The organism is Kitasatospora aureofaciens, from assembly GCF_019192735.1.
GTDB lineage: Bacteria > Actinomycetota > Actinomycetes > Streptomycetales > Streptomycetaceae > Kitasatospora > Kitasatospora aureofaciens_A.
Genome location: NZ_JAHTKP010000013.1, coordinates 78,132 through 101,031 on the forward strand (window position 1 = coordinate 78,132; position 22,900 = coordinate 101,031).

Sequence of the window (22,900 nt, forward strand, 5' to 3'; positions counted from 1 at the left end):
CGGCCGATTGTTGCGCATGAGAAGGCTGTGAGAAAGCGGTTCCCGGGAAAACTGCTCTGACCTGCACGGACGTCGCACCCCGGGAAGCGCGGGCGGGCCGGGCGGGATGGGGCCGGACCGTGGCCTCGCCCGGGCCGCCGGACGGCCGGGGCGCCGGCCGTGCTGCCGGACGGGGGCGCGCGGTGGACGCCGGGGTTCCCGGCGTACGTGGAGGCGGCGAGGGTGCTCGGGATACACTACACCGGCTAGTTTCATGCGTGCGCAATGGGTGGATGAGGAGCGTGGCCGTGGCGGCGACGAGCGGAGCAGGTCGGCCGGAGAAGCGGAAGGCGATCACGCGCGCCGCGACGGCGGTGTTCGGGCGCGAGGGGTACGTCCGCGCGAGCATGGACGCGATCGCGGCGGAGGCGGGCGTCTCGAAGCGCACGGTGTACAACCACTTCGCCGACAAGGAGACGCTGTTCCTGTCGGTGGCACTGGAGAGCTCCGGCGAACTGACCGAGAAGATCCGGGACTTGGTCGACCGCCACCTCGGCAAGATCGTCGACCTGCGGCAGGACCTGACCGACTTCGCCGTCGACCGGGCGCGCGCCGTCCTGTCGGCGGGCGACCACGGCGCGCTGGGCCGGGCCATCCGTGCCGAGGTGGCCAACATTCCGGCGGACGTCCTGGAGGCCTGGCTGGAGGCCGGCCCGGTCGCCTCGCTGCGGGATCTCGCCGAGCGCTTCGAGGCGCTGGCCGGCCGCGGCCTGCTGGTGGTCGACGATCCCGCGCTGGCCGCCGAGCAGTTCACGCTGCTGACCTTCCACGGCGTGGCCGAGCGCTCCTTCTGGGGCGCGGTGCCGGTGCCGGACGAGGAGGTCGGGCGGATCGCGGCTCTCGGGGTCGACGCGTTCCTGAAGATCTACGGGGCGCCCGCGGCCGGCTGAGCAGCGGACACCCCGGTGGCACCCGAACTACGGCCGGGTCACTTCCAGTTGACGCCCTTGCCGAGGGTGTAGGGCTCGCCCCAGTACTCGGCCCCGGCGACCTTCGTGGCCGACGAGGCGAGCGCCACCGCGCAGGAGGTGGCGGACCGGCCGTTGGTGAAGCCCGAGGGCAGGGAGTTGTTCGGGCACTTGGCGAAGGTGCCGATGACCGACAGCTCCTGGGCCTCGGTGCCGTCCGGCAGCAGCCCCTTGACCGCGGTCAGGCTGGTGAACGACAGGTCGGTGGTGCCGATGTTGGTGATCTTGTAGTGGATGTAGTACGGCACCAGGCCCTTGACCTTGTCGCCGAGCTTGAAGTCGGCCAGGTCGGCCGGGTCGCCCTGCTCGATCGAGGTGACCGCCAGCGTGACGGTGCCCTTGGTGCTGCCGGAGCTGAACGGGATCTGGACGGCGTCGCCGATCTTGGCGGTCGTCCCGGGTGCGGCGTCCTTGCCGGTGCCGCCGCCGTTGCCGGCGGGCGCGGGGGCCGCGGTCGTCGGCGCGGCGGGCGGGGCGGTCTTCGCGGTGTCGGACGACGTGTCGTCGTTGCAGGCGGTCAGCGTCAGCACGCCGACCACCGCCAGCCCGGCGAGTGCGCGCATGCTCGTTCTGGTGGCGAAGGTGTTCACGTGACGTTCCCCCGTGTCTGCGGACCGTCAGGCGGCGTTCCTCCTAGTGACGTTGATAGCGCACGCCGGGTGCTGAACACCACGCGTTTGACGGCGTTTTGACCGGGTCGTGACGAGTCGGGTACGCGGTTGGGACAGCGGGTGCGGGGCGGACTCGGTCACCCTGCACCCGCTGTCGGGCCGTTACGGCAGGGCGGCGTGCTCGGCCCGGCTGGCGGCGAGGCGCTGCGACGCGAGCGCGCGGGTCTGCTCGGGGTCGTCCCCGGAGACCCGGGCGAGGATCGCCGCGAGCGGCCTGATGCGCCCGCCGCTGCCCCAGTGGCCCTCGGGGATCTCGGTGGGGAACACCCAGACCCGGCCGGGGTCGCGCGGCCAGGTGCCGTCCTCGGCGTCCAGGATCGCCTCGGTGACCTCGGCGACGACGCCCGCGCGGGTCTTCTCGCCGAACTGGCCCTCGGGCACGGACGGGACGACCCGGTAGCGCGGCGCGTCCGCGGGCGCGCCGCCGACGTAAACGGCGGCGGGCCGGTGCAGGAACACCCAGGACACGGACCGGATGGCCGGGTCGGCGGGGTCGAAGCCCTCGTGGCGGATCAGGATCTCGGTGATCCGGTTGATCAGCGCCGCCTCGGCCTCGGGCTGGAGCGCGCCGTCGGGGATGTACACGTCGAGCATGGGCATGGCCGGTCCCTCCTGGATTTAGTTTTTCAACTCAGGGTGGGAGTGAGCCTGGCCGGGGCTGAGTACGGATTATCAACCCAGGCGGTTATGCTCGATGCATGGCAGAGCAGGAGAAGCCTCGGATCGACCCGGTGAACTGTTCGGTGGCGCGCTCCCTGGCGGTGGTCGGCGAGCGCTGGTCGCTGCTGATCGTGCGCGAGGCCCTCGACGGCGCGAGCCGGTTCGGGGACTTCCGGACGCGGCTGGGGATCGCCAGCAACCTGCTGTCCACCCGGCTCGACAGCCTCGTTGCGGCGGGGGTCCTGCGGCGCGTCCCCTACCAGGAGCCCGGCGACCGGCAGCGCTTCGAGTACCGGCTCACCGAGAAGGGCCTGGACCTGCGGCCCACGCTGATGGCCCTGCTGGAGTGGGGCGACAAGTACCTCGCTGACGAGCAGGGGCCGCCGATCATCGTCCGGCACGGGCCCGACGACGACTCCGGCGACCTCTGCGACGAGCCGGTCACGATGGTCCTCGAATGCGCCGCCGGCCACACCCACCTGCCGCCGGACGCCGTCTACCGCGCCCCCGGCCCGGGCGCCCGCTTCCTGCCCACCTGAGCGGCCGGTTACCGGGCGCTGAGCGGCAGGTTCTTACCGTCCATCCCCTGGCGGGAAGTTAGAGCTGGAGCTGCCTGCGGCCGGACCACCAGACCGAGCCGAACAGGAGCACGCCGGGGGCGATTCCGGCGACGGCTGAGATGACGGCCGTGGGGGCACCGAAGGCGGCGAGGGCCATGCCGATGGCGCCACAGGCTGCCATCGAGGCGCCGAGGACGCGGAGGGCGGGCCTGCGCCAGGCGGTGGCAAGGCCGAAGAAGTGGACGCCGACGACGAAGGCGATCCAGCCGACGGTGGCGGTGGGGGTGTGGAGGACCTTGTTGATCACCATGAGGCCGACGGCTATGGCGAACACTTCGGCTGCCACGACGAACCAGTAGCGCCGGCCGAAGCTGGCGCGCGGGGCGGTGTCGGTCTCCGGCGCGGCGGGGCGGCGGTTGAAGAGGCCCAGGACGAGGAACGCGGCGACGGCGAGTACGCGGAGCGGGATGGCGACGGCCGCCGGGAGAGCACCCGCGTTCGCCTGGATGAAGACGAGCCCGAAGCTCGAACCGATGATTCTGCCTGCGCGATCCCTGTTCATGATCGGAAGATCTACACCATGCCGACCGGAGGAGAAAGCCCGGCTGTCAGCGCAGTCCGGCGCCGACAGCCGGTAGAAGGGGCGAGGTCAGATGAGGTGGTCGAACTCGCCGGCCTTGGCTCCGAGGATGAACGCCCGGAGCTTGACGGTCGTGGTGGTGACGATGGTGTTGGGTTCGTCGGACTCGCGAACGTGTCGCACGTCGCCGTTTCCGGCAGCTAGTTCAAGGCAGGTGCTGCCACCGTCTGCGTTGCTGAAGGATGACTTTTGCCAGGCTAGGTGGGACATCGGGGCGCCTTTCAGGTTTGGAGCAGGTAGATGAGGTGTTGAAGAAGCCCCCAGGAATCACGGAACGGTGAGTCGCGTCGAGACTTGGCGCTGTCAACAGCTGGCAGCGCGAGGTCGCTGGCTTCTTGGAATTTCTGGTGGTAGGCCACTACGTCTACCGGATCGCCAAGATGAATCGCGCGTTTGGGGCCGTCGAGGATGATGGTCGACAGATCGGTGCATCCTGGGTTGCAGATTAGGAAAGCACCCGAGTAAGGAACCCTCCCGGGAGCATCGAATGGCATGATCTGGATGGTGACGTTCGGAAGCTCGGCCATCTCGATGAGATGCAGCAGCTGGTCCCTCATGACCGAGGTGCCTGCGAACCTCATTCGGAGTGCTGCCTCATGGATGACGAAATGGAACCGCCGCCGCTTGTCATCAGTCAGGATGCGCTGCCGGTCCATGCGGAACTGGACGGCAGTTGCCTCATCCCAACGGCCATCTTGGTAGGCATCCTTATAGATAGCCTCGGTATAGCCGGGCAGTTGCAGGCTTCCGGGAACGTAGAGAGTGTCGAAGACTGAGAAGCTGTCCGCCCTGTCCTCTGCTTCGGCGAGGTCGAGGGCCAATGCCGGAACCCTCCCCTCGAATTCGCTCCACCAGCCTTTGCCGGTGCTCTGCCCCATCTCGGCAAGAACCTTGCGGTAGCTCGGATCCGTGCAGCCGTAGGCGTCGAGCCAGACTTCGAGGCGTTCGGGGTTGAGAGTGATCCGGCCAGCCTCGGTGTGACTCACTGCCGGAACCTTCATGCCGACCAGCGCGCCGGCCTCGGCGGACGAGAGCCCGGCAGCCGTGCGTAGACGCTGAAGCTCCTCGCCGAATCGCCGCTGTCGCTGGCTGATTGGTCCCTTGTATCCCACGATCGTCCTTCCCTTCGGCGCAGTCTCGCGCACAACCCATGCAGGACGCCACCAACGAGTGATTGCGAGCATGAGGGCTTGCAAGTTTGCCAGATAGGCCCCTACTCTCAGTGTTGCACCGATCACATGGCGGAGCGTCAGTAACGCCTGTTCCCGCACCGCAGAGCAGCCTCCGCCCGGCCTGGCTCACGGTGACGTATCCGCCGATCACCCCTCCTCATCCCATTCAGGGGTCTCCCATGCGTGCCTTCAACCCTCCCGACTGGACCGCCGCCCGGCTCGAACTCCGCGACATCCTCACCGACTTCGGGTGGCCGGACTCCACCATCTCCGACGCCGAACTCGCCCTGCACGAACTGATCGTCAACGCCTGGATGCACGCGGGAAACCCCGCGCCCCTCGTCGTCCTCGCCCTCCGTCCCGGCCGCCTCCGCGTCTCCGTCTCCGACGACAACCCGGCCCTCCTCCCCGATCAGACCCCCTGCACCCTCCTCTCCGAGTCCGGCCGGGGCCTCCACCTCGTCCGCGCCCTCACCCACCGCTTCGGTACCGACCTGTGCAAACAGGGCAAATCGGTCTGGTTCGAACTGGACTCCGCCGCATGATCCACCGTCACCCCATGAAGCCGACCGACCCCCGCGTCCGCTTCTACACCGAGGCCCAGATCAAGACCCTCATCGCCGAAGTGCACGAGCGCGGCAAGAAGTTCGGCCTCATCTGGCCCTCCGCCACCACCGACACCACCCTCGACGGCCGCGTCCTCGTCCGCTTCAACACCGCCCCCGTGACCACTCTCCTCAACCTCCTCAACCTCCTCCTCGACGCCGAGCGAGACAGCGACGACGACTCGTGCGTTTCCTGATCGCCACCGCCTTCGCAGTCCTCCTCGCCCTCGCGATCGCCACAGTCGCCCTCGGCGTCATCACCGCTCTCAACGTTGCAAAGCCCGACGAAGAGGAGTCCCAGGATGTCTGACCCCCTCGCCAACCCCCTCGCCAACCCCCTCGCCAACCCCCTCGCCAACGCCCTCGCCGCGACCAACTACGCCGTCGCCGCCGCGTTCAACGCCCTCGGCCCCACCGCCGTCACCCCGGCCACCCCTGACGACTTCGACTGGCCCGAACTCGAAGCCTTCATCCACCAGCTCGGCTTCGACGCCGACCACTCCGACGCCGCTCTCAACCTCTACCGCCTCCTCACCGCCGTCCAGCGCATCGCCTACCGCGAGGGCGCCGGCCGCAACCCCACCTGGTCCCCGGCCCGCCTCAACCCCAGGCCGACCAGCTAACAGCCCGCAACGCAGGAAGTCGGCCCACCCGACTTCCTGCTCCTCCCCAACGCCCGCCCAGGGCCCGAAAACCCGATGCCGGGACCACGCCCGCCGCCCTACACTCCGGCCATCATGAAGCGCCGTGTCGAGTTCACCGAGCGAGCAGGCCGCCTCCGCGACTACCTCCCGCCGGACGACCGCCGGGCACTGATGCACCTCGTCGACAGGGTCGCCGAGGACCCCTACGGCCCCGGCACCCACCTCGCCTACACGAACGACGACCTCACGCGCTCAAGCTGGCTGAACTCCGCGATGGTCCACTTCATCGTGATCCCGAATGTCGTCTACATCGTGGATGCCGACATCAACGACGCCGCCCGGGGTTTCAACAGCATCTGAACTTCGCGCCGCACGTGGACCACGCGCACACGATCCCCGAACGGAGTCCGTTGCCCGACACCCTCGTGGCCGGCCTCGTCAGCCTGCTCCTCACCGTCCTCGAAGTCCTCGCGCCGCTGGTGGGAGCCGTCGTGGCCGCCACGTACATCCGCCGGCGGGGGCGCAACGCCCGCCTGGCGTTCGTCGGCTGCCTGGTCATGACGCCGGGGCCGATCATCACCACGCTCGTCATGGCGTTCGGCCTGGAGCCCCTGATCCGAGCCGTCGGGACGCTCGCGGCGACCAGCGTGCTCTCCGCGATACCCCTGCCCTTCCACCTGGTCGGACTCGGGCTGATCGTCGCCGGGGCACTGACCGCGCCCACGCCGCAGCCCACGCCCGAGCTGCAGCCCACGCCCAAGCCGCAGCAGGACGCGGACGCCGCCGCGACGGCCTGACCCCGGTGCCACCTCAGCCGGAGCCCCCACACCGGCTGAGGTGGTTGCCCTGCATCAACTACACCGCGCGCACCAGCAGATGCCCTCGCCGGAACCGCTCCCCCTCGCGAGGCTCCCGCAGCATCCGGCCGACCTCGGCGAACCCGGCCTTGCCCGCCAGCTGGGCAATCTCGTCGATCGGCCACCGGTAGGCCGTCGTCACCTTGTGGTCGAAGGGCGTCACGGGCCCGCCCTCGGCCTCGAAGAAGGCGAGGAGGACGTGGCCGCCCGGGGCCAGGACCCGGCGGAACTCGGCGAGGTACGAGGGCAGCTCGGCCGGCGGGGTGTGGATGACCGAGTACCAGGAGACGATGCCGCCCAACTCGCCGTCGGCCAGGTCCAGCGCATCCATCGAACCCACGTCGAACCGTAGGCCCGGATACGTCGTGCGGGCGATCTCGATCAGGGACGGCGACAGATCGATGCCGAAGACGTCCCGCCCCTGGTCCCGCAGGTATGCCGCCACATACCCCGGGCCGCATCCGAGATCCGCGACCGGACCGGCCCCGGACGCCCGCACGCACTCGGCGAACGCGGCAACGAACGAGCGGTCCAACGGCAGGCCGGCCAGCCCGTCCCGGACGAGGTCGGCGTAGCGGACGGCCACGGCATCGTACGCGGCAGCTGTTGTCGTCAGATGTGATGAGAGCTCAGGCATGGGGAGCGACCTTACCGGGGGAGGGAAGCGCTGTGCGACGAGCCCCGGGTGGTCGGCGGCGACCGGCGTGGCGCCGTGCATTCCTCGCGTCCGCCACCCTCCGTGTCTGGTTGGCTACTCGCGTGCGGGGCGATCGGCGCCTCGGGACAGAAGGAACACCGTGATGGCGACATCAGAGGAAGAGCGCACCAACCCCGCTGCCCGGCTCGGCTTCGAGCCCGGGCAGGTCGTCCAGGAGATCGGCTTCGACGACGACGTCGACCAGGACCTCCGCGAGGGCATCGAGTCGTTGATCGGCCAGGACCTCGTCGACGAGGACTACGACGACGTGGCCGACGTCGTCCTCCTCTGGCTCCGCGACGAGGACGGCGACGTCACCGATGCTCTGGTGGACGCCATCGGCCTCCTGGAGGACGGTGGGACGATCTGGCTGCTCACCCCCAAGTCCGGCCGCAACGGCTACATCGAACCCAGCGACATCCAGGACGCCGCCCAGACCGCGGGCCTGTCCCCGATGAAGAGCATCAGTGTCGGCAAGGACTGGAGCGGTATCCGCCTCGCCAACGGAAAGCGGTAGTGCCAGGGCGCAGGAAGTCGGCCCGGCCGACTTCCTGCGCCCTCACGCGCCAGCCCGCGCCAGGTGCCGTCGCCGGCAGCTCTTCCGTGTAGCTGATGATCCTCTCGTCATATGCGCGGGATAGCCTCGTCCGCGCACATCGGAGACACCTCGACGGGGGACCGGACATGGAACACACGGGCGACGGAGACGAACGGCTGGCGGCCGAGGGAGAGGTGGCGGTCGCCCGGCTGGCGATCGACTCCGGCGACCTCCCGCACGCCGCCGACCACCTGGCCGACGCCGTGCTCAGCGACCCGCAGCTGCCCGAGCTGCACGAGGCGCTGGCCGAACTCTGCGCCGCCGCCGGCGGACCGGCCGCGGCCCGCGAGCTGTTCCCGCTCGAAGGCCAGGTCTACCTGGGCACCGTCGTCTGCCGCGCCCACGTCGAGGCGGCAGCCGGCGACTGGGACACCGCAATCGGCCTGCTCGCCTCCGCGATCCAGTACGAGCCCGGCAGACCCTGGGCGCACACTGCCTGGCTCGCCCGCGAGGACCTGCCCGGCCTCGTCGATCCCGACGCCGTCGCCCAGGCCGTCGCCCGCGCCGCCGGCACCCTGCCCGACCCGCTGCCCGCCGAACTCACGCCCGCCGTCCAGCCGTTCGAGGACTTCGTGCAGGCCGTCGTGGCCCGCCACCCCGACCACGCGCTGCTCCTCGCGATGGCCTCCGGCCTCACCCGCCGCCTCGGCAGCACCGCCCGCGCCGTCGAACTCGCCGAGCACGCCCACCGGCTGGCCCCCGGACACATGCCGTCCGTCATGCTCGGCAACGCCCTGCGCGCCCACGGCCGGCCGGAACGGGCCCTCGCCGTCTGGGAGGCCGAACTCGGCCGCGCCGAACCGGTCCTGGACGACTCCAGCAGCTACCTCGCCGTCGACGTCGCCGAACTGTACGGCGCCCTCGGCCGCCCCGCCGACGGCCTGCCCTGGCTGGACCGCGTCCTCGCCGCCGAACCCGACCACCCGAAGGCCGCCCCCGCGCGCCACGGCCTGCGGCACGCCGCCGACGGCAGCACCGCCCACCTGCTCGCCCTCGCCGACCACCACCGCGCCCACCCCGACCACGACTACGCCCAGGACCTCCTCGAACGGCTCAGCCACCGGGAGCCCTGGCTCGGCATGGTGCCCGGCGCCACCGAGGCCACCGTCAACGTGCTCCACCAGGTCCTCGCCGATCCCGACACCACCCGGGACAACGAGATCGACTGCAGCGTCTCCGCCCTCGAACCGCCCAGCTCGCTGCTGGCCGTCCAGCTCGCGCTGCCGCGCGTCACCGTCAGCTACCAGGCCGTGCTCGAACCGGACCCGCGCTGCCCGCTGCGCGAACCCGCCACCCGCGTCTGGATGTGGGACGGCACCGACCCGCGCCCCGCCGTCGCCCCGCCCGCCCCGGAGAGCGCCGAACTCGTCCGCGCCACCGCCGAGATCGTCTGGCCGACCGTCCCCGCCGCGTACGACCACGCCGTCCGGCTCGCCGGGGTGCCGCTCGACGACCTCGTCGGCGTCCTCGCCCACCCGCCCGCACCGCGCGAGGACGACCTCGGCCGGGCCCTGCTGGCCCACCAGCCCGAGCTGTGGGTGCGCGCCGTCCAGACCTTCGCCTGCCTCGGCATCGCCCACCACCGCACCGACCAGCCGTGGCCGGACTCGGACCGCCGCCGGGTGCTGCTCGACCTGCTGCTCGGGCCGGAGGACTGGGTCGTCGAGGCGGCCGGCTTCGCGCTGGTCGCGATCGGCTGGACACACCCCGAGACGCGCGCCGACATCGCCGCGCAACTCCAACTACGCCTGCAGTACTGCGACGAGGCGCGCCGGACGCGGCTCGTGACCATGCTGCGGTCGGTGGGCGCGCTGATGCTCGCCGCGCCCTGGCTGCCCCCGGCCGACCTCGACCTCGCGCGGCAGCTGGTCCAGGCCGACAAGGCCGACAAGGCGGGCAAGGCCGACAGGGCGGGCAACGCGGAGGAGGCTTCTGCCGAGTCTGCTCCCGCTCCTGCGCCTGAACCCCAGACCGAGGCCCGCCCCGGCGGCTTCTTCCGGCGCCTCCTCGGCCGCGGGTGACGTCGGCTCAGGTGCGCGGGCGCTCCAGACAGACGTGCGCGTCGGGGCCGTCGAACCGCCAGTAGTCGCCGGAGCCGCACAACTCCGCCGTACTGGGCGAGGGTTGGGCGCCCTGCGCGACCTGGGCGTCGACGGGCGTCACCTTGGCGATCACCAGCTCCCGGCCGGCGGCCCCACCGCACGGGTGGGGCTGCCACATGTCCTCGGAGCGCACCGGCCCCGGGGTCGGCGCGACGTCCGTCGGGACGCACTCGCCGACCCGGAACTGCCGCCTGACGCACAGGAAGAGCCGGTCGGCCGTCCGCTCGCTGCCGTTCGACCAGGTCTCCTCGCCCGCGCCGGAGTCGCAGACGTTCTCGTCCGTGGTGCGGTTCCGGACGATCAGGTAGGCGTCGTCCGCGCCGCAGTCCACCTGCCGCGGGACGGCCGGGCTGAACCCGTCCGGCCCGAACACCGAGTCGACGCAGTCACCCTTTCCGAGCTGCTGGAACGCGGCGTCGACGGCCGGATCGGCAGGCAGCGGGACGTGGACGGTGCTCGACGGGACGGCGAGGATGCCGGCCGCCGCGACGACGAGGGCCGCGAGCAGGGCGCGCGGGCGTGTGCGGCGGGGATGCCGGCCGGAACCTTCCGGGGGAGGAGCGGCGAGTCGGGCCGTCTCCAGCTCCGAGCCTGCCGGCAGGACCCGGGTCTTCGTCGGCCAGGCCGGCCGCAGGCGCGTCGGCCGCTCCGCGGCCGGCACCGCGGGCTCATGGACGCGCTCCTGGTACTCCCGGATCAACGCCGTCCAGGGCTCCGGCAGTTGGACGCCCCCGGGCTCGTCCGCCGTCGACCGGAAGTCCGCGAGCAGCTCGGCCGGGGTCGGCCGGTCCGCCGGGTCGAGGGCCAGGCAGGCGCGGACCAGCCCGTCCAGCTCGGACGGCAGCCCGGCCAGGTCCAGCTCGCCGCGCTGCACCTGCCCGAGCAGCCGCAGCGTGTCGGAGGTGTCGGCGTACGGCGGGCGGCCGACCGCGAGGTGGAAGAGCGTCGCGCCCGTCGAGTAGACGTCGGACGCGCTCACGGAGGCCTCGCCGCGGGCCTGTTCGGGGGAGGTGTAGGCGATCGTGCCCAGGGTGAGGGAGGTCCGGGTCAGGTCCGTGGCGTGCGAGATGCCGAAGTCGATCAGCCGCGGACCGGTCGTCGGCAGCAGCACGTTGGCGGGCTTCACATCCCGGTGCACCACACCCGACCGGTGCAGGTCGGCCAGCGCCTCCGCCATCCCGGCGGCGACCCGGCGCACCGCGGCCGGCGGGTGCAACGGGCCCGCCCGCTTGACGAGTTCGGCGAGCGAGGGGGCGGGGACGTACTCCGTGGCCATCCACGGCACCGGCGCCTCGGCGTCCGCGTCCACCACCGCGACGGTGTACAGGCCGGTCACCCGGCGCGCCAGCGCCACCTCCCGGGCGAAGCGCCGCCGGTCCTCGTCGGTGGCCATGCCTTCGGCGAGCAGCGTCTTGACCGCAACCAGCCGCCCGCTGACCGTCCGCCCGAGATACACCCGCCCCATCCCGCCGGACCCGATCCGTCCCACCAGCCGATACGCGCCCACCTGCCGCGGATCCCCGTCCCGCAGCTCCCGCACCCTGCCCACCCCCTGCCGTCCCGGCCCCTGCCACTGTCGCCCCGACCGTACGCGATCCCGGTCGCGCCCAAGTGAACGGGTTGGCCGGCCGACCGCCGGCTAGCCGATACCCGGGAGGGGGTCCTGGTCGACGTCGAAGCGGGGGACGCGTTCGGCCGGGTCGCGGCACTCGGGGCCGAGCCGGAGGATGCGGGACTCCGGGTCGTGCAGCGGGCGGTGGCAGCGGCGGCAGGTGACGCGGGGGCGGACGGCCTCCGGGGTGCCGGTGCCGGGCAGCTGATCGTCGGTGCTGGTCATGAGGAGACGGTAGTCGGGCGGGGCCGTGAAAGGATCGTCCTATGGCCACGGACCGCAGCAGCGCAGGAGACCCGGCGCGCACCCTCGCCCTGCTCTGGGGGCTGACCACCGAGGAGAAGCCCGGCCGGCGCGGCCCCAGGCAGGCCCGTTCGACCGGCGAGATCGCCGCGGCGGCCATCGCGCTCGCCGACGCGGAGGGCGTGGACGCGGTCACCATGCGGCGGATGGCGCAGGAGCTCGGGCTGTCCCCGATGGCGCTGTACACGTACGTGCCCGGCAAGGCGGAGCTGCTCGACCTGATGCTGGACACCGTCTACGCGACGATGCCCCGCACGGCCCCTGCCGACGACGGCTGGCGCGCCCGGGTGACCGCCGTCGCCGACGACAACCGGGCGCTCTACCGCGCCCACCCGTGGGTGGCGGCCGTCTCCACCAGCCGGCCGCCGCTGGGCCCGGGCCTGATGGCCAAGTACGAGTACGAGCTGCGCGCCTTCGAGGGCACCGGCCTGCCGGACGTGGACCTGGACGCCGCGCTGACGCACCTGCTCGGCTTCGTCCAGACCTGCGCCCGGATGGCCGCCGACGAGCGGGCCGCCCAGCAGGACAGCGCGATGACGGACGAGCAGTGGTGGGCCGCCAACGCCGACCTGCTGGCCCGGGTCTTCGACGCCGAGCGCTACCCGGTGGCGGCCCGGGTCGGCGCTGCGGCCGGCGAGGCGCACGGCGGCGCCTACGACCCGGACCACGCCTACGCGTTCGGGCTGGCCCGCGTCCTGGACGGGCTCGCCGCGCTGATCAGCTTGTCGCGCTGATCAAGCGGGAGCCGATCCAGCAGGAGCCGATCAAGCACGGGCCGATCCAGCAGGAGCCGATGCAGTTGTAGTGCCGGCGTCTCAAGCTCGGCAGCGCCGGCACCCCGGGCGACCTGGCCCGCCTGATCGGCCGCCCGACCGTCCCGCTCGCCGAGTCCGTCCGCGCCGTGCTGAAGGCGTAACCGTCCCAGCCCTTGAGCAGTGTCATGACCAAACTCCGGAAACGGAGATGACATCCTGCCCTCCCGCCCGCTACCGTCGCCTCGACATACGCGCGCGCGGAGGGCAGGCGGCTCATGCCGGACACAACCAAGCAGGAGAGCGGCCGAGGCCTCTGGTACGGGGCCGCGGCCTACGGCATCTGGGGGCTCTTCCCGCTGTTCTGGCCGCTGCTGGAGCCCGGCGCTGCCGACGACATCCTGGCCAACCGGATGGTCTGGTCCCTGGTCGCGGTGATGCTGCTGCTGGTCGCCCAGCGGCACTGGGGCTGGATACGCCCGCTGCTGCGCCAGCCCCGCCGGCTCGCGATGCTGGCCGCGGCCGCGGCCGTGATCTCGGTCAACTGGGGCGTCTACATCTGGGCGGTCAACGCCGGGCACGTCGTCGAGACCAGCCTCGGCTACTTCATCAACCCGCTGGTGACCATCGGCTTCGGCGTCCTGGTGCTCAAGGAGCGCCTGCGCGTCGCGCAGTGGACGGCGGTCGGCATCGGCGCGGCGGCGGTCGCGGTGCTGACGGTCGCGTACGGGCAGCTGCCGTGGATCGCCCTCACCCTCGCGCTCTCCTTCGCCACCTACGGCCTGCTGAAGAAGACGGTCGGCCTGAGCGGCGTGGAGAGCCTGGCGGCGGAGAGCGCCTTCATGTTCCCGTTCGCCCTGGCCTACCTGGTGTACCTGGAGGTCAGCGGGCACGGCACCTTCGGGCACACGGTGGCCGGCTCGTACGGCTGGGGCCACTCGGGGCTGCTGATGCTCAGCGGGGTGATCACCGCGATCCCGCTGCTGTGCTTCGGCGCGGCGGCCGTCCGGGTGCCGCTGACCGTGCTCGGGCTGCTGCAGTACCTGGCGCCGGTGTTCCAGTTCCTGATCGGCGTGACGGTGTTCCACGAGTCGATGCCCACCGCCCGCTGGGCCGGCTTCGCCCTGGTCTGGGTGGCGCTCGCGCTGCTCACCTGGGACGCGCTGCGCCGGGTGCGGGCCGACCGCGCGGAGCGGGCCGCGGCAGCCGTGCCGCAGCCCGTCCCCGCCCCGGCGGCCACCCGCTGAGCAGGCCACCCGCTCAGCAGGTCGCCCGCTCAGCAGCCCACCCGCTGAGCAGCCCACCAACAGGGCTCAGGCGCTGATGTCCCGGCTGGAGAACCGCGCCCAGGCCGCCGAGCCGAACACGGCGATGTAGGCGGCCTGCAGGCCGAGGTTCTTCAGCATGCCGTCCCAGTACATCGGCGCGCGCAGCAGGTCCGCGAAGCTGAGCCAGTAGTGGGTGAAGAGGAACGGCCGGATCGCGTCCAGCTGCGGGAAGCTGTCCAGGATCTGCACGGTGATCACCAGCACCACGGTGGTGGCCATCGCCGCGATGCCGCTGCCGGTGAGCGTCGAGACGAACAGCCCGATCGCCACCAGCCCGGCCAGCGAGAGGGCCACCATGGCGGCCACCAACAGCGCGCGCGGCAGCGCCTCGCCGAGGCCGATGGTGTCGCCGGAGAGCAGCGTGACCTTGCCGAGCGGGAACAGCGCGGCGCCGGTGGCGAGGGCCGTCACCGCGACGGCCGCGGTGGCCGCCAGGCAGAACGCCAGCCCGGCGGTGAACTTGGCGGCCAGCAGCCTGGTCCGCCCGGCCGGTGCGACCAGCAGGTAGCGCAGCGTCCCGGTGGCCGCCTCGCCCGCCACCGAGTCCCCGGCGACCACGCCGACCGTCATCGGCAGGAAGACCGGCAGCGCCACGGCGAGCGCGGTGAACACCAGGAACAGGCCGTTCTGGGTGGTCTGCGCGATGAAGCTCGGCGCGCCGCCGCCTCCGCCGCGCGGGCTGTCCGTGTTGACCTTGATGATCACGCCGATCAGGATCGGCAGCGCCGCCAGGATCCCCAGCAGCACCAGGGTCCGCATCCGGCGGAACGTCAGGTGCAGCTCGTTGCGGAACAGCGCCAGGAACCCGGCGGCCGTCTGCGGCCTGCGCCCCGACGTGACCGCCCCCGACAGAACCGGCAGTGCCTCGGCCCGCGACATCGAATCAGCCTGCGACATCGAAGCCCTCCCCGGTCAGCGCCACGAAGGCGTCCTCCAACGTGCCCCGCTCCAGCCCGAATCCGTGCACCCGCACGCCGGCCTCGACCAGCGCCGCGCACAGCTTCGGCAGCGCGGCGTCCCCGGGAGCGCCCAGCTCCCCGTCCACCCGGTCCTCGCCCCGCACCACGTCCGCGACCTGGTGCGCCGCCAGCACCTCGGCGGCCTGCGCGACGTCGGGCGTACGGACCACCAGCCGGCCCTGTGCCCGGGCGGCCAGCTCGGCGACGGTGCCCTGCACCACGAGCCGGCCGCGGGACATCACCGCCGCGTGGGTGCAGACGTGCTCGATCTCGTCGAGCAGGTGCGAGGAGAGGAACACCGTGGTGCCCTCCGCCGCGACCTCCCGCACCAGCGCCCGGATCTCGCGCATGCCCTGCGGGTCCAGGCCGTTGGTCGGCTCGTCCAGGACGAGCAGTTCGCGCGGCTGGAGCAATGCCGAGGCCAGGCCGAGCCGCTGCTTCATGCCCAGCGAGTACGCGCGGGCCTTCTTGCCCGCCGCCGCGGTGAGCCCGACCCGCTCCAGCGCCTCCTCGACCCGGCGGCGCCGGGTGCGCGGGTCGGCGGTGGAGTCGGCGGCGTCGAACCGGGCGAGGTTGTCGCGGCCGGAGAGGAAGCCGTACAGCGCCGGGCCCTCGATCAGTGCGCCGACCCGGGGCAGCACGGAGGCGACGGACTGCGGCATCGACTCGCCGAGGACGGTCGCCACGCCCGAGGTGGGGGCGATCAGGCCCATCAGCATCCGGATGGTGGTGGTCTTGCCGGAGCCGTTGGGGCCGAGGAAGCCGAAGACCGAGCCGCGCGGGACGGCGAGGTCCAGCCCGTCGACGGCGAGCTGTCCGCCGCGGAAGCGCTTGGTCAGGCCCTGGGTCCGGATCACGTCGTCCCCGGGGAGAGGCGCGGGGTGCGAGGGGGCGGGAACGGGGGCCGGGCGCGCCTCGGCGCCCCGGCCCCCGGCCGACTCCGTAACGTCCCCCGTTACGGGAGTCTCGGTCATCCGTTACTTCACCCCGGCCGCGCTCTGCAGGACCGACGGGGTCACCGCGCCGGCGAAGACCCGGCCGTCGTCCGTGATCAGGACGTTCAGCACCTTGGTGCTGATCAGGGTGCCGCCGTTGACCGGCTTGCCGAGCGACTTGACCAGCGCCTGCGGGTTCTGGAACCCGCCGTTGCCGTGGTGCTTGCCGTTCTTCGCGCCGTCCTCCGGCGCGCCGACCGGCCCGCTGGGCAGGTGCCCGGTGACCACCGAGGTCCAGCCCTCGCCGATCACGTTGACGTCACCGGCGGTCCGGGCGGCCTCCTTCTTGCCGTCCTGGCCGCGCGCCTCGTCCGCCTTGTGCTCCGTCACCTTGGCGCCCTTGGGCACGGTGAAGTCGAAGGTCTTGGCGGCCGGCTTGGCGAACGAGACGTCGGTGAAGTGGACGTCCAGCACCGTGCTGCCGTCGGTGCCCAAGACCTCGACCGAGAGCGGCACGCCGTTGTCGGCGGCCACCGCGATCCGGACCTCCTGGATGGTCGAGCCGGACTGGGTGGGCTTGACGCTGAGCTGGTAGGCGTTCTGCCCGGCCACCTTGGCGGTGCCGGCCACGGTGACCGAGGTGGTGCCCGCGCTCTCGGTCAGGAACTGCTTGGCGGCCTCCTGCGGGGTGGTCGGCACCCCGGTCAGCGGCGCCTTGGGGTGCTCGGCGCCGGTGTGCCGGGCGGCCTGGCCGGTCTCGTGCACAGCCTGGTTGGTCGAGCTGTCCCAGGCCCAGGACTGGTCGCCGTTGTGGACCAGGGTGTAGCCGGCCATGTTCTCCAGCAGGTCGACCCGCTGGTGGTCCGGGCCGTCCACGGCGACCCGCAGGGTCTGGTCGCCGCCGAGCAGCCCGAGCAGCTTGGTCTGCGGATCCGCGGACGAACCCTGGTCCTGCCCGCCGCCCCGCCCGGCCGCCGCGCCCAGCCCGCCGGCCGCCGCGCCGAGCAGCTGGGTCGGCACCCCGAGGTCGGTCGAGACCGAGACCGTCCCGGAGAGCGCCTGCGCGTCCGAGCCGAGCACCTTGGCCACCACCTGCTCCGCCGTCAGCGACGGCAGGTCCGGCGGGGAGTCGGCGGCCAGCGCGGGTACCAGCCCGACACCCGTGGCGATCACCGCGGCCACCGCCAGCGGCACTCCCGCCCGCATCAGCGTGCGTCGTCGCGAGCGGTACGGCACGCCGCCGTCCACGTTCTCCCCCGCCGCCGTGTCATTGGTCATGGCGTCCTCAACTCCTCTGCGAACACAACCGATTGCCCGTGCCCCTCCATTAGAGGCTCGCACAGCGCCCGAGTCATCGCCCTGCAGGGCCACTTCGGGGTAAACCTCCCGGGTACACCGACCCTGAGAAGACCTCAGGGTTGGCTCCTCCCGGGGTACGACTCCTGGCGTAGGGTCGCGCCATGGACGCAACCGCCAAGGACGGCACCCACCTTCCGACTGCGCAGCCCCCGACCGCGAACGCGATGCGGCGCGCCCTGCGCCGGGCCCGGGACGGCGTCGCGCTCGACGCCACCGAGGCGGCGGTGCTGCTGCAGGCCAGAGGCGAGGACCTGCGCGACCTGTGTGCGAGCGCCGCCCGGGTGCGCGACGCCGGACTCGAAGCGGCCGGCCGGCCCGGCGTCATCACCTACTCCAAGAGCGTCTTCATCCCGCTCACCCGGCTCTGCCGCGACAAGTGCCACTACTGCACCTTCGCCACCGTCCCCGGCAAGCTGCGCCGCGCCGGCCACGGGATGTACATGTCCCCGGACGAGGTCCTGGCGGTCGCCCGGCGCGGCGCCGAACTCGGCTGCAAGGAAGCCCTGATCACGCTCGGCGACAAGCCCGAGGACCGCTGGCCCGAGGCCCGCGAGTGGCTGGACGCGCACGGCTACGACGACACCATCGCCTACGTGCGGGCGATGTCGATCCGCATCCTGGAGGAGACCGGCCTGCTCCCGCACCTCAACCCCGGGGTGCTGAGCTGGACGGACTTCCAGCGGCTCAAGCCCGTCTCGGCGTCGATGGGCATGATGCTGGAGACCACCGCCACCCGCCTGTGGAGCGAGCCCGGCGGCCCGCACCACGGCTCGCCGGACAAGGAACCCGCCGTCCGGCTGCGGGTGTTGGAGGACGCCGGGCGCAGCTCCGTCCCCTTCACCAGCGGCCTGCTGATCGGCATCGGCGAGACGTACGAGGAGCGCGCCGAGTCGCTGTTCGCGCTGCGCCGCGTCTCCCGGGCCTACCACGGCATCCAGGAGCTGATCCTGCAGAACTTCCGCGCCAAGCCGGACACGGCGATGCGCGGCATGCCGGACGCCGAACTGGACGAGCTGGTGGCCACGGTGGCGGTGGCCCGGCACCTCATGGGCCCGGCCGCCTGCCTCCAGGCGCCGCCGAACCTGGTGGACGGCGAGTACGAGCGGCTGATCGAGGCCGGCATCGACGACTGGGGCGGGGTCTCCCCGCTCACCCCCGACCACGTCAACCCCGAGCGCCCGTGGCCGCAGATCGACCGGCTGGCCGAGCGTTCGGCGGCGGCCGGCTTCGAGCTGCGCGAGCGCCTGGCCGTCTACCCCGAGTACGTGCTGCGCGGCGAGCCGTGGCTGGACCCGCGGGTGCTGCCGCACGTGCGCGCGCTGGCCGACCCGGAGACCGGCCTGGCCCGCCCGGACGCGGTGGTCCAGGGCCGGCCGTGGCAGGAGCCGGAGGACCTGCCCGCCTCGTACGGGCGCACCGACCTGCACACCACCATCGACACCGAGGGCCGCACCGGCGACCGCCGGGCCGACTTCGAGGACGTCTACGGCGACTGGGAGGTGCTGCGCGAGCAGGTGCTCGCCGAGGGCGCGCCGGAGCGGCTGGCGGGGGACCTGCGCGAGGCGCTGGCGGTGGCCGCCGACGACCCGGCCGGGCTGACCGACGACCAGGCGCTGGCCCTGTTCCACGCGGACGGCCCGGCCCTGGACGCGCTCTGCCGGATCGCCGACGACGTCCGCCGCGACGCGGTCGGCGACGACGTCACCTACTGCGTCACCCGGAACATCAACTTCACCAACGTCTGCTACACCGGCTGCCGGTTCTGCGCCTTCGCCCAGCGCCGCACCGACGCGGACGCCTACACGCTGTCGCTGCAGCAGGTCGCCGACCGGGCCGCGCAGGCCTGGGAGGTGGGCGCCACCGAGGTGTGCATGCAGGGCGGCATCCACCCGGACCTGCCCGGTACCGCGTACTTCGACATCGCCCGCGCGGTGAAGGAGCGGGTGCCCGGCATCCACGTGCACGCGTTCTCGCCGATGGAGGTGGTCAACGGCGCGACCAGGACCGGGCTCTCGATCCGCGACTGGCTCCAGCAGGCGAAGGAGGCCGGCCTGGACACCATCCCGGGCACGGCCGCCGAGATCCTGGACGACGAGGTCCGCTGGGTGCTCACCAAGGGCAAGCTGCCGGCCGCCACCTGGGTCGAGGTGGTCACCACCGCGCACGAACTGGGCATCCGTTCCTCGTCGACGATGATGTACGGGCACGTGGACACCCCGCGGCACTGGCTCGGGCACCTGCGGTTGCTCGCGGAGATCCAGCAGCGCTCGCTTGAACACAACGGCACCGGTGGTTTCACCGAGTTCGTGACCCTGCCGTTCATCCACACCAACGCGCCGGTCTACCTGGCCGGCATCGCCCGGCCCGGCCCGACCGCCCGGGACAACCGCGCGGTGGTCGCGATGGCCCGGCTGCTGCTGCACCCGCACATCCCCAACATCCAGACCAGCTGGGTGAAGCTGGGGGCCGAGGGCGCGGCCGAGATGCTGCGCTCGGGCGCCAACGACCTCGGCGGCACGCTGATGGAGGAGACCATCTCGCGGATGGCCGGTTCGGCGTACGGGAGCTACAAGTCCGTCCGCGATCTCCAGGCGATCGCCGAGGCGGCGGGCCGTCCGCACCGCCAGCGCACCACGACGTACGGCGAGGTGCCGGCCGAGCGCCGGGCGGCCGCGCTGGCCTCGGACGGGCACCTGCCGGAGCTGCTGCCGGTCCTGGACTGAGGCGGGCCCGGGGCGGTGCCCGTCCTCGACCGAGGCGGGCACCCGGGACGGCGCTGGTGTGCGATGGACCCCACCCATTCGTTCAGGTCTTCGCATACAGTGCCTGGGCGTGCGACCGGCCGAGCGTCGCGCGCCCCGTTTCCCGCCGGTCCCGGACGAAAGGCGCCCCGTCGTGATGCCACTGTGGTCACGCGCACAGCAGCAGGACTTCCGCAGCCGGGTGCGGGGCTGTCTGCTCGGCGGCGCGATCGGGGACGCGCTCGGCGCGGGCGTCGAGTTCGAGGCGCTGGACAAGATCCGGGCGCAGCACGGCCCGCAGGGCGTCACCGACTACGTCCCCGCGTACGGGCGGCTCGGCGCGATCACCGACGACACCCAGCTGACGCTGTTCACCGTCGACGGCCTGATCCGCGCCCACATCCGCCGGGACACCGGCAGCTGGCACCCGCCCACCGACCTCCACCTCGCCTACCTGCGCTGGGCCGCCACCCAGCGCGACTGGGGCCCGGACGAGCGCCGCCCCGACCTCGGCTGGCTCGGCCGCGAGGAGTGGCTGTACGCCCAGCGCGCCCCCGGCCAGGGCTGTCTGTCCGGCCTCGCCGGGCCGGACGGCGAGCGGCTCGGGACCCTGGAGCACCCCAAGAACCCGCACTCCAAGGGCTGCGGCACGGTGGTGCGGGCGGCGCCGTTCGGGCTGCTCACCACGTGGGAGCCGGGCCTGGTCTTCCAGCTCGCGGTGGAGTGCTCGGTACTCACCCACGGCCACCCGACCGGCTACCTCGCGGCGGGCGCGTACGCGGTGATCGTCCAGAGCATCGCCCGCGGCGGCACCCTGGAGGAGGGCGTCCACCTGGCCCTGGCGCTGCTCTCCGAGCGGCACGGGCACGAGGAGACCACCGCCGCGCTGCGGGCGGCGCTGGACGCGGTGCGGGCCGGCGAGCCGTCCGCAGACCGGGTGGAGGCGCTGGGGGAGGGCTGGGTCGCCGAGGAGGCGCTGGCGATCGCGGTGTACTGCGCGCTGGTCGCGCACGACGTGCGCTCGGGCCTGCTGTTGGCCGTCAACCACTCCGGGGACAGCGACTCCACCGGAGCGATCTGCGGGAGCCTGCTCGGGGTGCTGCACGGCGACACCGCGCTGCCGCCCGGGCTGGTGGCCGGGCTGGAGGGCCGCGGCGCGATCCTCGAACTCGCCGACGACTTCGTGCTGGAGCTGATGCACGGCACCGAACTGCACGGCGGGGACACCCCGGAGGGCGCCACCTGGGCCATTCGGTACCCGGTGGTGCGCTGAAGAACGGGCCGGTGCGCTGAAGAACAGGCTTGTGCGCTGAGGAACATGCCCCAGCAGCACAGTTGCCCGTAGCTGCGACCGTCGCCGACGGGGCGACGGACACCGCTACGGGCAACTGGGCCGAGAACGGGGTCGGTTCAGAGCTCGCCGAAGGTGCCTGCATCGAAGCCGCCTGCTGCGAAGGCGCCGGCTCCGGTGGCGGTGGCGAACGCGTTCCAGGCCTCGGCGGAGAAGTGCAGTTGCGGGCCCTGAGGGTCCTTGGAGTCCCGGACCGCGACGGCCCCCGCGGCCGGCGTGGCGATCTCCACACAGGCCCCGTTGCCGCCGCTGTGACTGCTCTTCCGCCAGACCGTGCCGCTCTCGAAGGTGGTGCTCATGTGTGGAATCCCTCTTCAATCTCTGCTATCAGTGACCGGCTCTCCGCCACACCGAGCGCCGCCGCCCTCAGGTAGTCGTAGAGACTGGTATAGCGGCGCACATCGGCCTCCTTCTCCAGCCAAAGATCACTCGTCACCCCTTCGAAGTAGACAACCGTCGAATCGGCTGACTCGGGGAACTCCAGCAGGGAGAATGTCCCGGTCATACCGGGGTGTGCGCCGTGCGAGAACGGGATCACCTGGATCGTGATGTTCGGGCGCTGGCTCAACTCCAGCATGTGCTTCAGCTGGTGGGCCATCACCTCGCGGCTGCCCACCTCGCGGCGCAGGACCGCCTCGTCTATGACGGTCCAGAGACTGCCCAGCTGGTTCTCCCCGTGGACGCGGTCCTGCCGCTTCATCCGCACCTGCACCCGGCGCTGCACGGAGAGTGCGTCGGTGTCCGGCTGGGTGCCCTCGACGACGGCCTGCGCGTACTGCTCGGTCTGCAGGAGGCCGGGCACGAAGGAGGATTCGTAGGCGCGGATCGAGGAGGCCTCGGCCTCCAGGCCGATGTAGACGCTGTACGGGGTCGGCATGTCGTTGAAGTCGTGCCACCAGCCGCGCTGGCGGGACTCCTTGGCCATCTCCATGAGGCTGGCGCGCATCTGCTCGTCGGCCACGTTGTACACGTCGCAGAGGTCGCGGACGTCCCGCTGGCTGATGCTGCGGCGGCCGTTCTCCAGTCGGCTGATCTTCGACTGGGAGACCATCAGCCGGCCGGCCACCTCCTCCGCGGTCATCCCGAGGCCCTCGCGGAGCTTGCGCAGCTCCGAGCCGAGGCGTCGGCGGCGCACGGTGGGATTGATGTTCGCGGACACGTCGACCTCCGGCCGGACCTCTGGTGAACGTTGGAACGGCAGTCCTCGGAACACTGCGGAAATTGGGACCAACCCCCCTGACTCGGAGCAGCATGTCACCTTGGGCCAGGTCGGCGCCGGGGAATCACAGGAGCGCAGTAGAACAGATCATCGGAAAAGCGCTTCTGTGAGACGGCGGATGCTCCCAG

General features: G+C 72.1%; 27 protein-coding genes. 14 read left to right on the forward strand and 13 right to left on the reverse strand.

The features are described 5' to 3' along the window. Positions 1-287: 287 nt before the first annotated feature. On the forward strand, positions 288-929 hold the full coding sequence (locus KV557_RS16100) for a TetR/AcrR family transcriptional regulator (RefSeq protein ID WP_308129922.1): 642 nt from the start codon (positions 288-290) through the stop codon (positions 927-929). Between the two features lie 38 nt (positions 930-967). On the opposite strand, the gene KV557_RS16105 is transcribed toward KV557_RS16100, so the two are convergent. Both KV557_RS16105 and KV557_RS16110 read right to left on the reverse strand, forming a co-directional pair. Further along, positions 968-1,597 (reverse strand): hypothetical protein, encoded by a 630-nt coding sequence (locus tag KV557_RS16105; RefSeq protein ID WP_218200736.1) that lies wholly within the window; start codon positions 1,595-1,597, stop codon positions 968-970. 183 nt (positions 1,598-1,780) lie between these two features. After that, the gene (locus tag KV557_RS16110; protein ID WP_218200738.1) at positions 1,781-2,278 is read right to left on the reverse strand and encodes a hypothetical protein; all 498 of its coding nucleotides are present in this window, start codon (positions 2,276-2,278) and stop codon (positions 1,781-1,783) included. Between the two features lie 98 nt (positions 2,279-2,376). On the opposite strand from KV557_RS16110, the gene KV557_RS16115 reads away from it, so the two are divergent. Then, a complete protein-coding gene (locus tag KV557_RS16115) occupies positions 2,377-2,877 on the forward strand; it encodes a winged helix-turn-helix transcriptional regulator (protein WP_218200739.1) in 501 nt (166 codons plus the stop codon). A gap of 58 nt (positions 2,878-2,935) precedes the next feature. On the opposite strand, the gene KV557_RS16120 is transcribed toward KV557_RS16115, so the two are convergent. The 3 genes from KV557_RS16120 to KV557_RS16130 form a co-directional block, all read right to left on the reverse strand. Continuing rightward, positions 2,936-3,460: a hypothetical protein gene (locus KV557_RS16120; protein WP_218200741.1), complete on the reverse strand. Its 525-nt coding sequence runs from the start codon at positions 3,458-3,460 to the stop codon at positions 2,936-2,938. Between the two features lie 87 nt (positions 3,461-3,547). Next, positions 3,548-3,748: a DUF397 domain-containing protein gene (locus KV557_RS16125; protein WP_218200742.1), complete on the reverse strand. Its 201-nt coding sequence runs from the start codon at positions 3,746-3,748 to the stop codon at positions 3,548-3,550. A gap of 11 nt (positions 3,749-3,759) precedes the next feature. Beyond that, entirely contained in the window at positions 3,760-4,650 is an 891-nt protein-coding gene (locus KV557_RS16130) for a helix-turn-helix domain-containing protein (RefSeq protein WP_218200744.1), read from the reverse strand. A 239-nt stretch (positions 4,651-4,889) separates the two neighbouring features. Between KV557_RS16130 and KV557_RS16135 the strand changes: the two genes are divergently transcribed. From KV557_RS16135 to KV557_RS16155, 6 genes are all read left to right on the forward strand, one after another. Beyond that, a complete protein-coding gene (locus KV557_RS16135) occupies positions 4,890-5,255 on the forward strand; it encodes an ATP-binding protein (RefSeq protein WP_218200746.1) in 366 nt (121 codons plus the stop codon). Between the two features lie 14 nt (positions 5,256-5,269). Further along, positions 5,270-5,512, forward strand: a complete 243-nt coding sequence (locus KV557_RS16140; RefSeq protein WP_218200748.1) for a hypothetical protein — start codon at positions 5,270-5,272, stop codon at positions 5,510-5,512. After that, on the forward strand, positions 5,500-5,625 hold the full coding sequence (locus KV557_RS42635; protein ID WP_256177478.1) for a hypothetical protein: 126 nt from the start codon (positions 5,500-5,502) through the stop codon (positions 5,623-5,625). The genes KV557_RS16140 and KV557_RS42635 overlap by 13 nt, the downstream gene beginning before the upstream one ends. After that, positions 5,618-5,938 carry a hypothetical protein gene (locus KV557_RS16145; RefSeq protein WP_218200750.1) on the forward strand — a complete coding sequence of 107 codons (321 nt, stop codon included), beginning with the start codon at positions 5,618-5,620 and terminating at the stop codon, positions 5,936-5,938. Before KV557_RS42635 ends, KV557_RS16145 begins: the two co-directional genes overlap by 8 nt. A 114-nt stretch (positions 5,939-6,052) precedes the next feature. After that, complete coding sequence (locus KV557_RS16150) at positions 6,053-6,319, forward strand: hypothetical protein (protein ID WP_218200752.1); 267 nt, start codon at positions 6,053-6,055, stop codon at positions 6,317-6,319. 50 nt (positions 6,320-6,369) lie between these two features. Further along, the gene (locus tag KV557_RS16155; RefSeq protein WP_218200754.1) at positions 6,370-6,756 is read left to right on the forward strand and encodes a hypothetical protein; all 387 of its coding nucleotides are present in this window, start codon (positions 6,370-6,372) and stop codon (positions 6,754-6,756) included. A 58-nt stretch (positions 6,757-6,814) separates the two neighbouring features. Here the strand turns inward: KV557_RS16155 and KV557_RS16160 are convergent, their stop codons facing one another. Further along, positions 6,815-7,453 carry a class I SAM-dependent DNA methyltransferase gene (locus KV557_RS16160; RefSeq protein WP_218200756.1) on the reverse strand — a complete coding sequence of 213 codons (639 nt, stop codon included), beginning with the start codon at positions 7,451-7,453 and terminating at the stop codon, positions 6,815-6,817. Positions 7,454-7,616: 163 nt separating this feature from the next. Between KV557_RS16160 and KV557_RS16165 the strand changes: the two genes are divergently transcribed. Beyond that, complete coding sequence (locus KV557_RS16165; RefSeq protein ID WP_256177479.1) at positions 7,617-8,030, forward strand: DUF3052 domain-containing protein; 414 nt, start codon at positions 7,617-7,619, stop codon at positions 8,028-8,030. Between the two features lie 167 nt (positions 8,031-8,197). After that, positions 8,198-10,132, forward strand: coding sequence for a tetratricopeptide repeat protein (locus KV557_RS16170; RefSeq protein ID WP_218200760.1), 1,935 nt, complete (start codon positions 8,198-8,200; stop codon positions 10,130-10,132). A 7-nt stretch (positions 10,133-10,139) separates the two neighbouring features. Here KV557_RS16170 and KV557_RS42640 read toward each other — a convergent pair whose 3' ends face one another. Together KV557_RS42640 and KV557_RS16185 are read right to left on the reverse strand one after the other, a co-directional pair. After that, positions 10,140-11,720, reverse strand: coding sequence for a serine/threonine-protein kinase (locus tag KV557_RS42640; RefSeq protein WP_308129923.1), 1,581 nt, complete (start codon positions 11,718-11,720; stop codon positions 10,140-10,142). 132 nt (positions 11,721-11,852) lie between these two features. Beyond that, complete coding sequence (locus KV557_RS16185; protein ID WP_218200764.1) at positions 11,853-12,050, reverse strand: DUF6011 domain-containing protein; 198 nt, start codon at positions 12,048-12,050, stop codon at positions 11,853-11,855. A gap of 41 nt (positions 12,051-12,091) precedes the next feature. Here KV557_RS16185 and KV557_RS16190 point away from each other — a divergent pair, with 41 nt between their 5' ends. Together KV557_RS16190 and rarD are read left to right on the forward strand one after the other, a co-directional pair. Then, positions 12,092-12,862 (forward strand): TetR/AcrR family transcriptional regulator C-terminal domain-containing protein, encoded by a 771-nt coding sequence (locus KV557_RS16190; protein ID WP_218200767.1) that lies wholly within the window; start codon positions 12,092-12,094, stop codon positions 12,860-12,862. A 296-nt stretch (positions 12,863-13,158) separates the two neighbouring features. Next, positions 13,159-14,127 (forward strand): EamA family transporter RarD, encoded by a 969-nt coding sequence (rarD, locus tag KV557_RS16195; RefSeq protein WP_218200768.1) that lies wholly within the window; start codon positions 13,159-13,161, stop codon positions 14,125-14,127. A 66-nt stretch (positions 14,128-14,193) separates the two neighbouring features. On the opposite strand, the gene KV557_RS16200 is transcribed toward rarD, so the two are convergent. From KV557_RS16200 to KV557_RS16210, 3 genes are read right to left on the reverse strand one after another with little or no spacing between them, the layout of a single operon-like run. Further along, positions 14,194-15,087 (reverse strand): ABC transporter permease, encoded by an 894-nt coding sequence (locus KV557_RS16200; protein WP_218200930.1) that lies wholly within the window; start codon positions 15,085-15,087, stop codon positions 14,194-14,196. 4 nt (positions 15,088-15,091) lie between these two features. Beyond that, positions 15,092-16,141 (reverse strand): ABC transporter ATP-binding protein, encoded by a 1,050-nt coding sequence (locus KV557_RS16205; protein ID WP_218200769.1) that lies wholly within the window; start codon positions 16,139-16,141, stop codon positions 15,092-15,094. Between the two features lie 3 nt (positions 16,142-16,144). Further along, the gene (locus KV557_RS16210) at positions 16,145-17,380 is read right to left on the reverse strand and encodes a LolA family protein (RefSeq protein WP_218200770.1); all 1,236 of its coding nucleotides are present in this window, start codon (positions 17,378-17,380) and stop codon (positions 16,145-16,147) included. Between the two features lie 182 nt (positions 17,381-17,562). Between KV557_RS16210 and KV557_RS16215 the strand changes: the two genes are divergently transcribed. Both KV557_RS16215 and KV557_RS16220 read left to right on the forward strand, forming a co-directional pair. Continuing rightward, positions 17,563-20,184, forward strand: a complete 2,622-nt coding sequence (locus KV557_RS16215) for a bifunctional FO biosynthesis protein CofGH (RefSeq protein WP_218200773.1) — start codon at positions 17,563-17,565, stop codon at positions 20,182-20,184. A 175-nt stretch (positions 20,185-20,359) separates the two neighbouring features. Then, a complete protein-coding gene (locus KV557_RS16220) occupies positions 20,360-21,475 on the forward strand; it encodes an ADP-ribosylglycohydrolase family protein (protein WP_218200774.1) in 1,116 nt (371 codons plus the stop codon). A 137-nt stretch (positions 21,476-21,612) separates the two neighbouring features. Here the strand turns inward: KV557_RS16220 and KV557_RS16225 are convergent, their stop codons facing one another. Further along, on the reverse strand, positions 21,613-21,852 hold the full coding sequence (locus tag KV557_RS16225; RefSeq protein ID WP_218200775.1) for a DUF397 domain-containing protein: 240 nt from the start codon (positions 21,850-21,852) through the stop codon (positions 21,613-21,615). Further along, the gene (locus KV557_RS16230) at positions 21,849-22,712 is read right to left on the reverse strand and encodes a helix-turn-helix domain-containing protein (RefSeq protein ID WP_218200776.1); all 864 of its coding nucleotides are present in this window, start codon (positions 22,710-22,712) and stop codon (positions 21,849-21,851) included. The genes KV557_RS16225 and KV557_RS16230 overlap by 4 nt, the downstream gene beginning before the upstream one ends. Positions 22,713-22,900 lie beyond the last annotated feature (188 nt).

Bases quoted from the DNA above. Each gene is read 5' to 3' on its own strand.
- KV557_RS16145 (WP_218200750.1), top strand. From the start codon at position 5,618: ATGTCTGACCCCCTCGCCAACCCCCTCGCCAACCCCCTCGCCAACCCC.
- KV557_RS16225 (WP_218200775.1), bottom strand. From the start codon at position 21,852: ATGAGCACCACCTTCGAGAGCGGCACGGTCTGGCGGAAGAGCAGTCAC.
- KV557_RS16170 (WP_218200760.1), top strand. From the start codon at position 8,198: ATGGAACACACGGGCGACGGAGACGAACGGCTGGCGGCCGAGGGAGAG.
- KV557_RS16190 (WP_218200767.1), top strand. From the start codon at position 12,092: ATGGCCACGGACCGCAGCAGCGCAGGAGACCCGGCGCGCACCCTCGCC.
- KV557_RS16205 (WP_218200769.1), bottom strand. From the start codon at position 16,141: ATGACCGAGACTCCCGTAACGGGGGACGTTACGGAGTCGGCCGGGGGC.
- KV557_RS16220 (WP_218200774.1), top strand. From the start codon at position 20,360: ATGCCACTGTGGTCACGCGCACAGCAGCAGGACTTCCGCAGCCGGGTG.
- KV557_RS16140 (WP_218200748.1), top strand. From the start codon at position 5,270: ATGAAGCCGACCGACCCCCGCGTCCGCTTCTACACCGAGGCCCAGATC.
- KV557_RS16115 (WP_218200739.1), top strand. From the start codon at position 2,377: ATGGCAGAGCAGGAGAAGCCTCGGATCGACCCGGTGAACTGTTCGGTG.
- KV557_RS16120 (WP_218200741.1), bottom strand. From the start codon at position 3,460: ATGAACAGGGATCGCGCAGGCAGAATCATCGGTTCGAGCTTCGGGCTC.
- KV557_RS16215 (WP_218200773.1), top strand. From the start codon at position 17,563: ATGGACGCAACCGCCAAGGACGGCACCCACCTTCCGACTGCGCAGCCC.
- KV557_RS16200 (WP_218200930.1), bottom strand. From the start codon at position 15,087: ATGTCGCGGGCCGAGGCACTGCCGGTTCTGTCGGGGGCGGTCACGTCG.
- rarD (WP_218200768.1), top strand. From the start codon at position 13,159: ATGCCGGACACAACCAAGCAGGAGAGCGGCCGAGGCCTCTGGTACGGG.
- KV557_RS16160 (WP_218200756.1), bottom strand. From the start codon at position 7,453: ATGCCTGAGCTCTCATCACATCTGACGACAACAGCTGCCGCGTACGAT.
- KV557_RS16135 (WP_218200746.1), top strand. From the start codon at position 4,890: ATGCGTGCCTTCAACCCTCCCGACTGGACCGCCGCCCGGCTCGAACTC.
- KV557_RS16210 (WP_218200770.1), bottom strand. From the start codon at position 17,380: ATGACCAATGACACGGCGGCGGGGGAGAACGTGGACGGCGGCGTGCCG.
- KV557_RS16185 (WP_218200764.1), bottom strand. From the start codon at position 12,050: ATGACCAGCACCGACGATCAGCTGCCCGGCACCGGCACCCCGGAGGCC.
- KV557_RS16110 (WP_218200738.1), bottom strand. From the start codon at position 2,278: ATGCCCATGCTCGACGTGTACATCCCCGACGGCGCGCTCCAGCCCGAG.
- KV557_RS16125 (WP_218200742.1), bottom strand. From the start codon at position 3,748: ATGTCCCACCTAGCCTGGCAAAAGTCATCCTTCAGCAACGCAGACGGT.
- KV557_RS16150 (WP_218200752.1), top strand. From the start codon at position 6,053: ATGAAGCGCCGTGTCGAGTTCACCGAGCGAGCAGGCCGCCTCCGCGAC.
- KV557_RS16165 (WP_256177479.1), top strand. From the start codon at position 7,617: ATGGCGACATCAGAGGAAGAGCGCACCAACCCCGCTGCCCGGCTCGGC.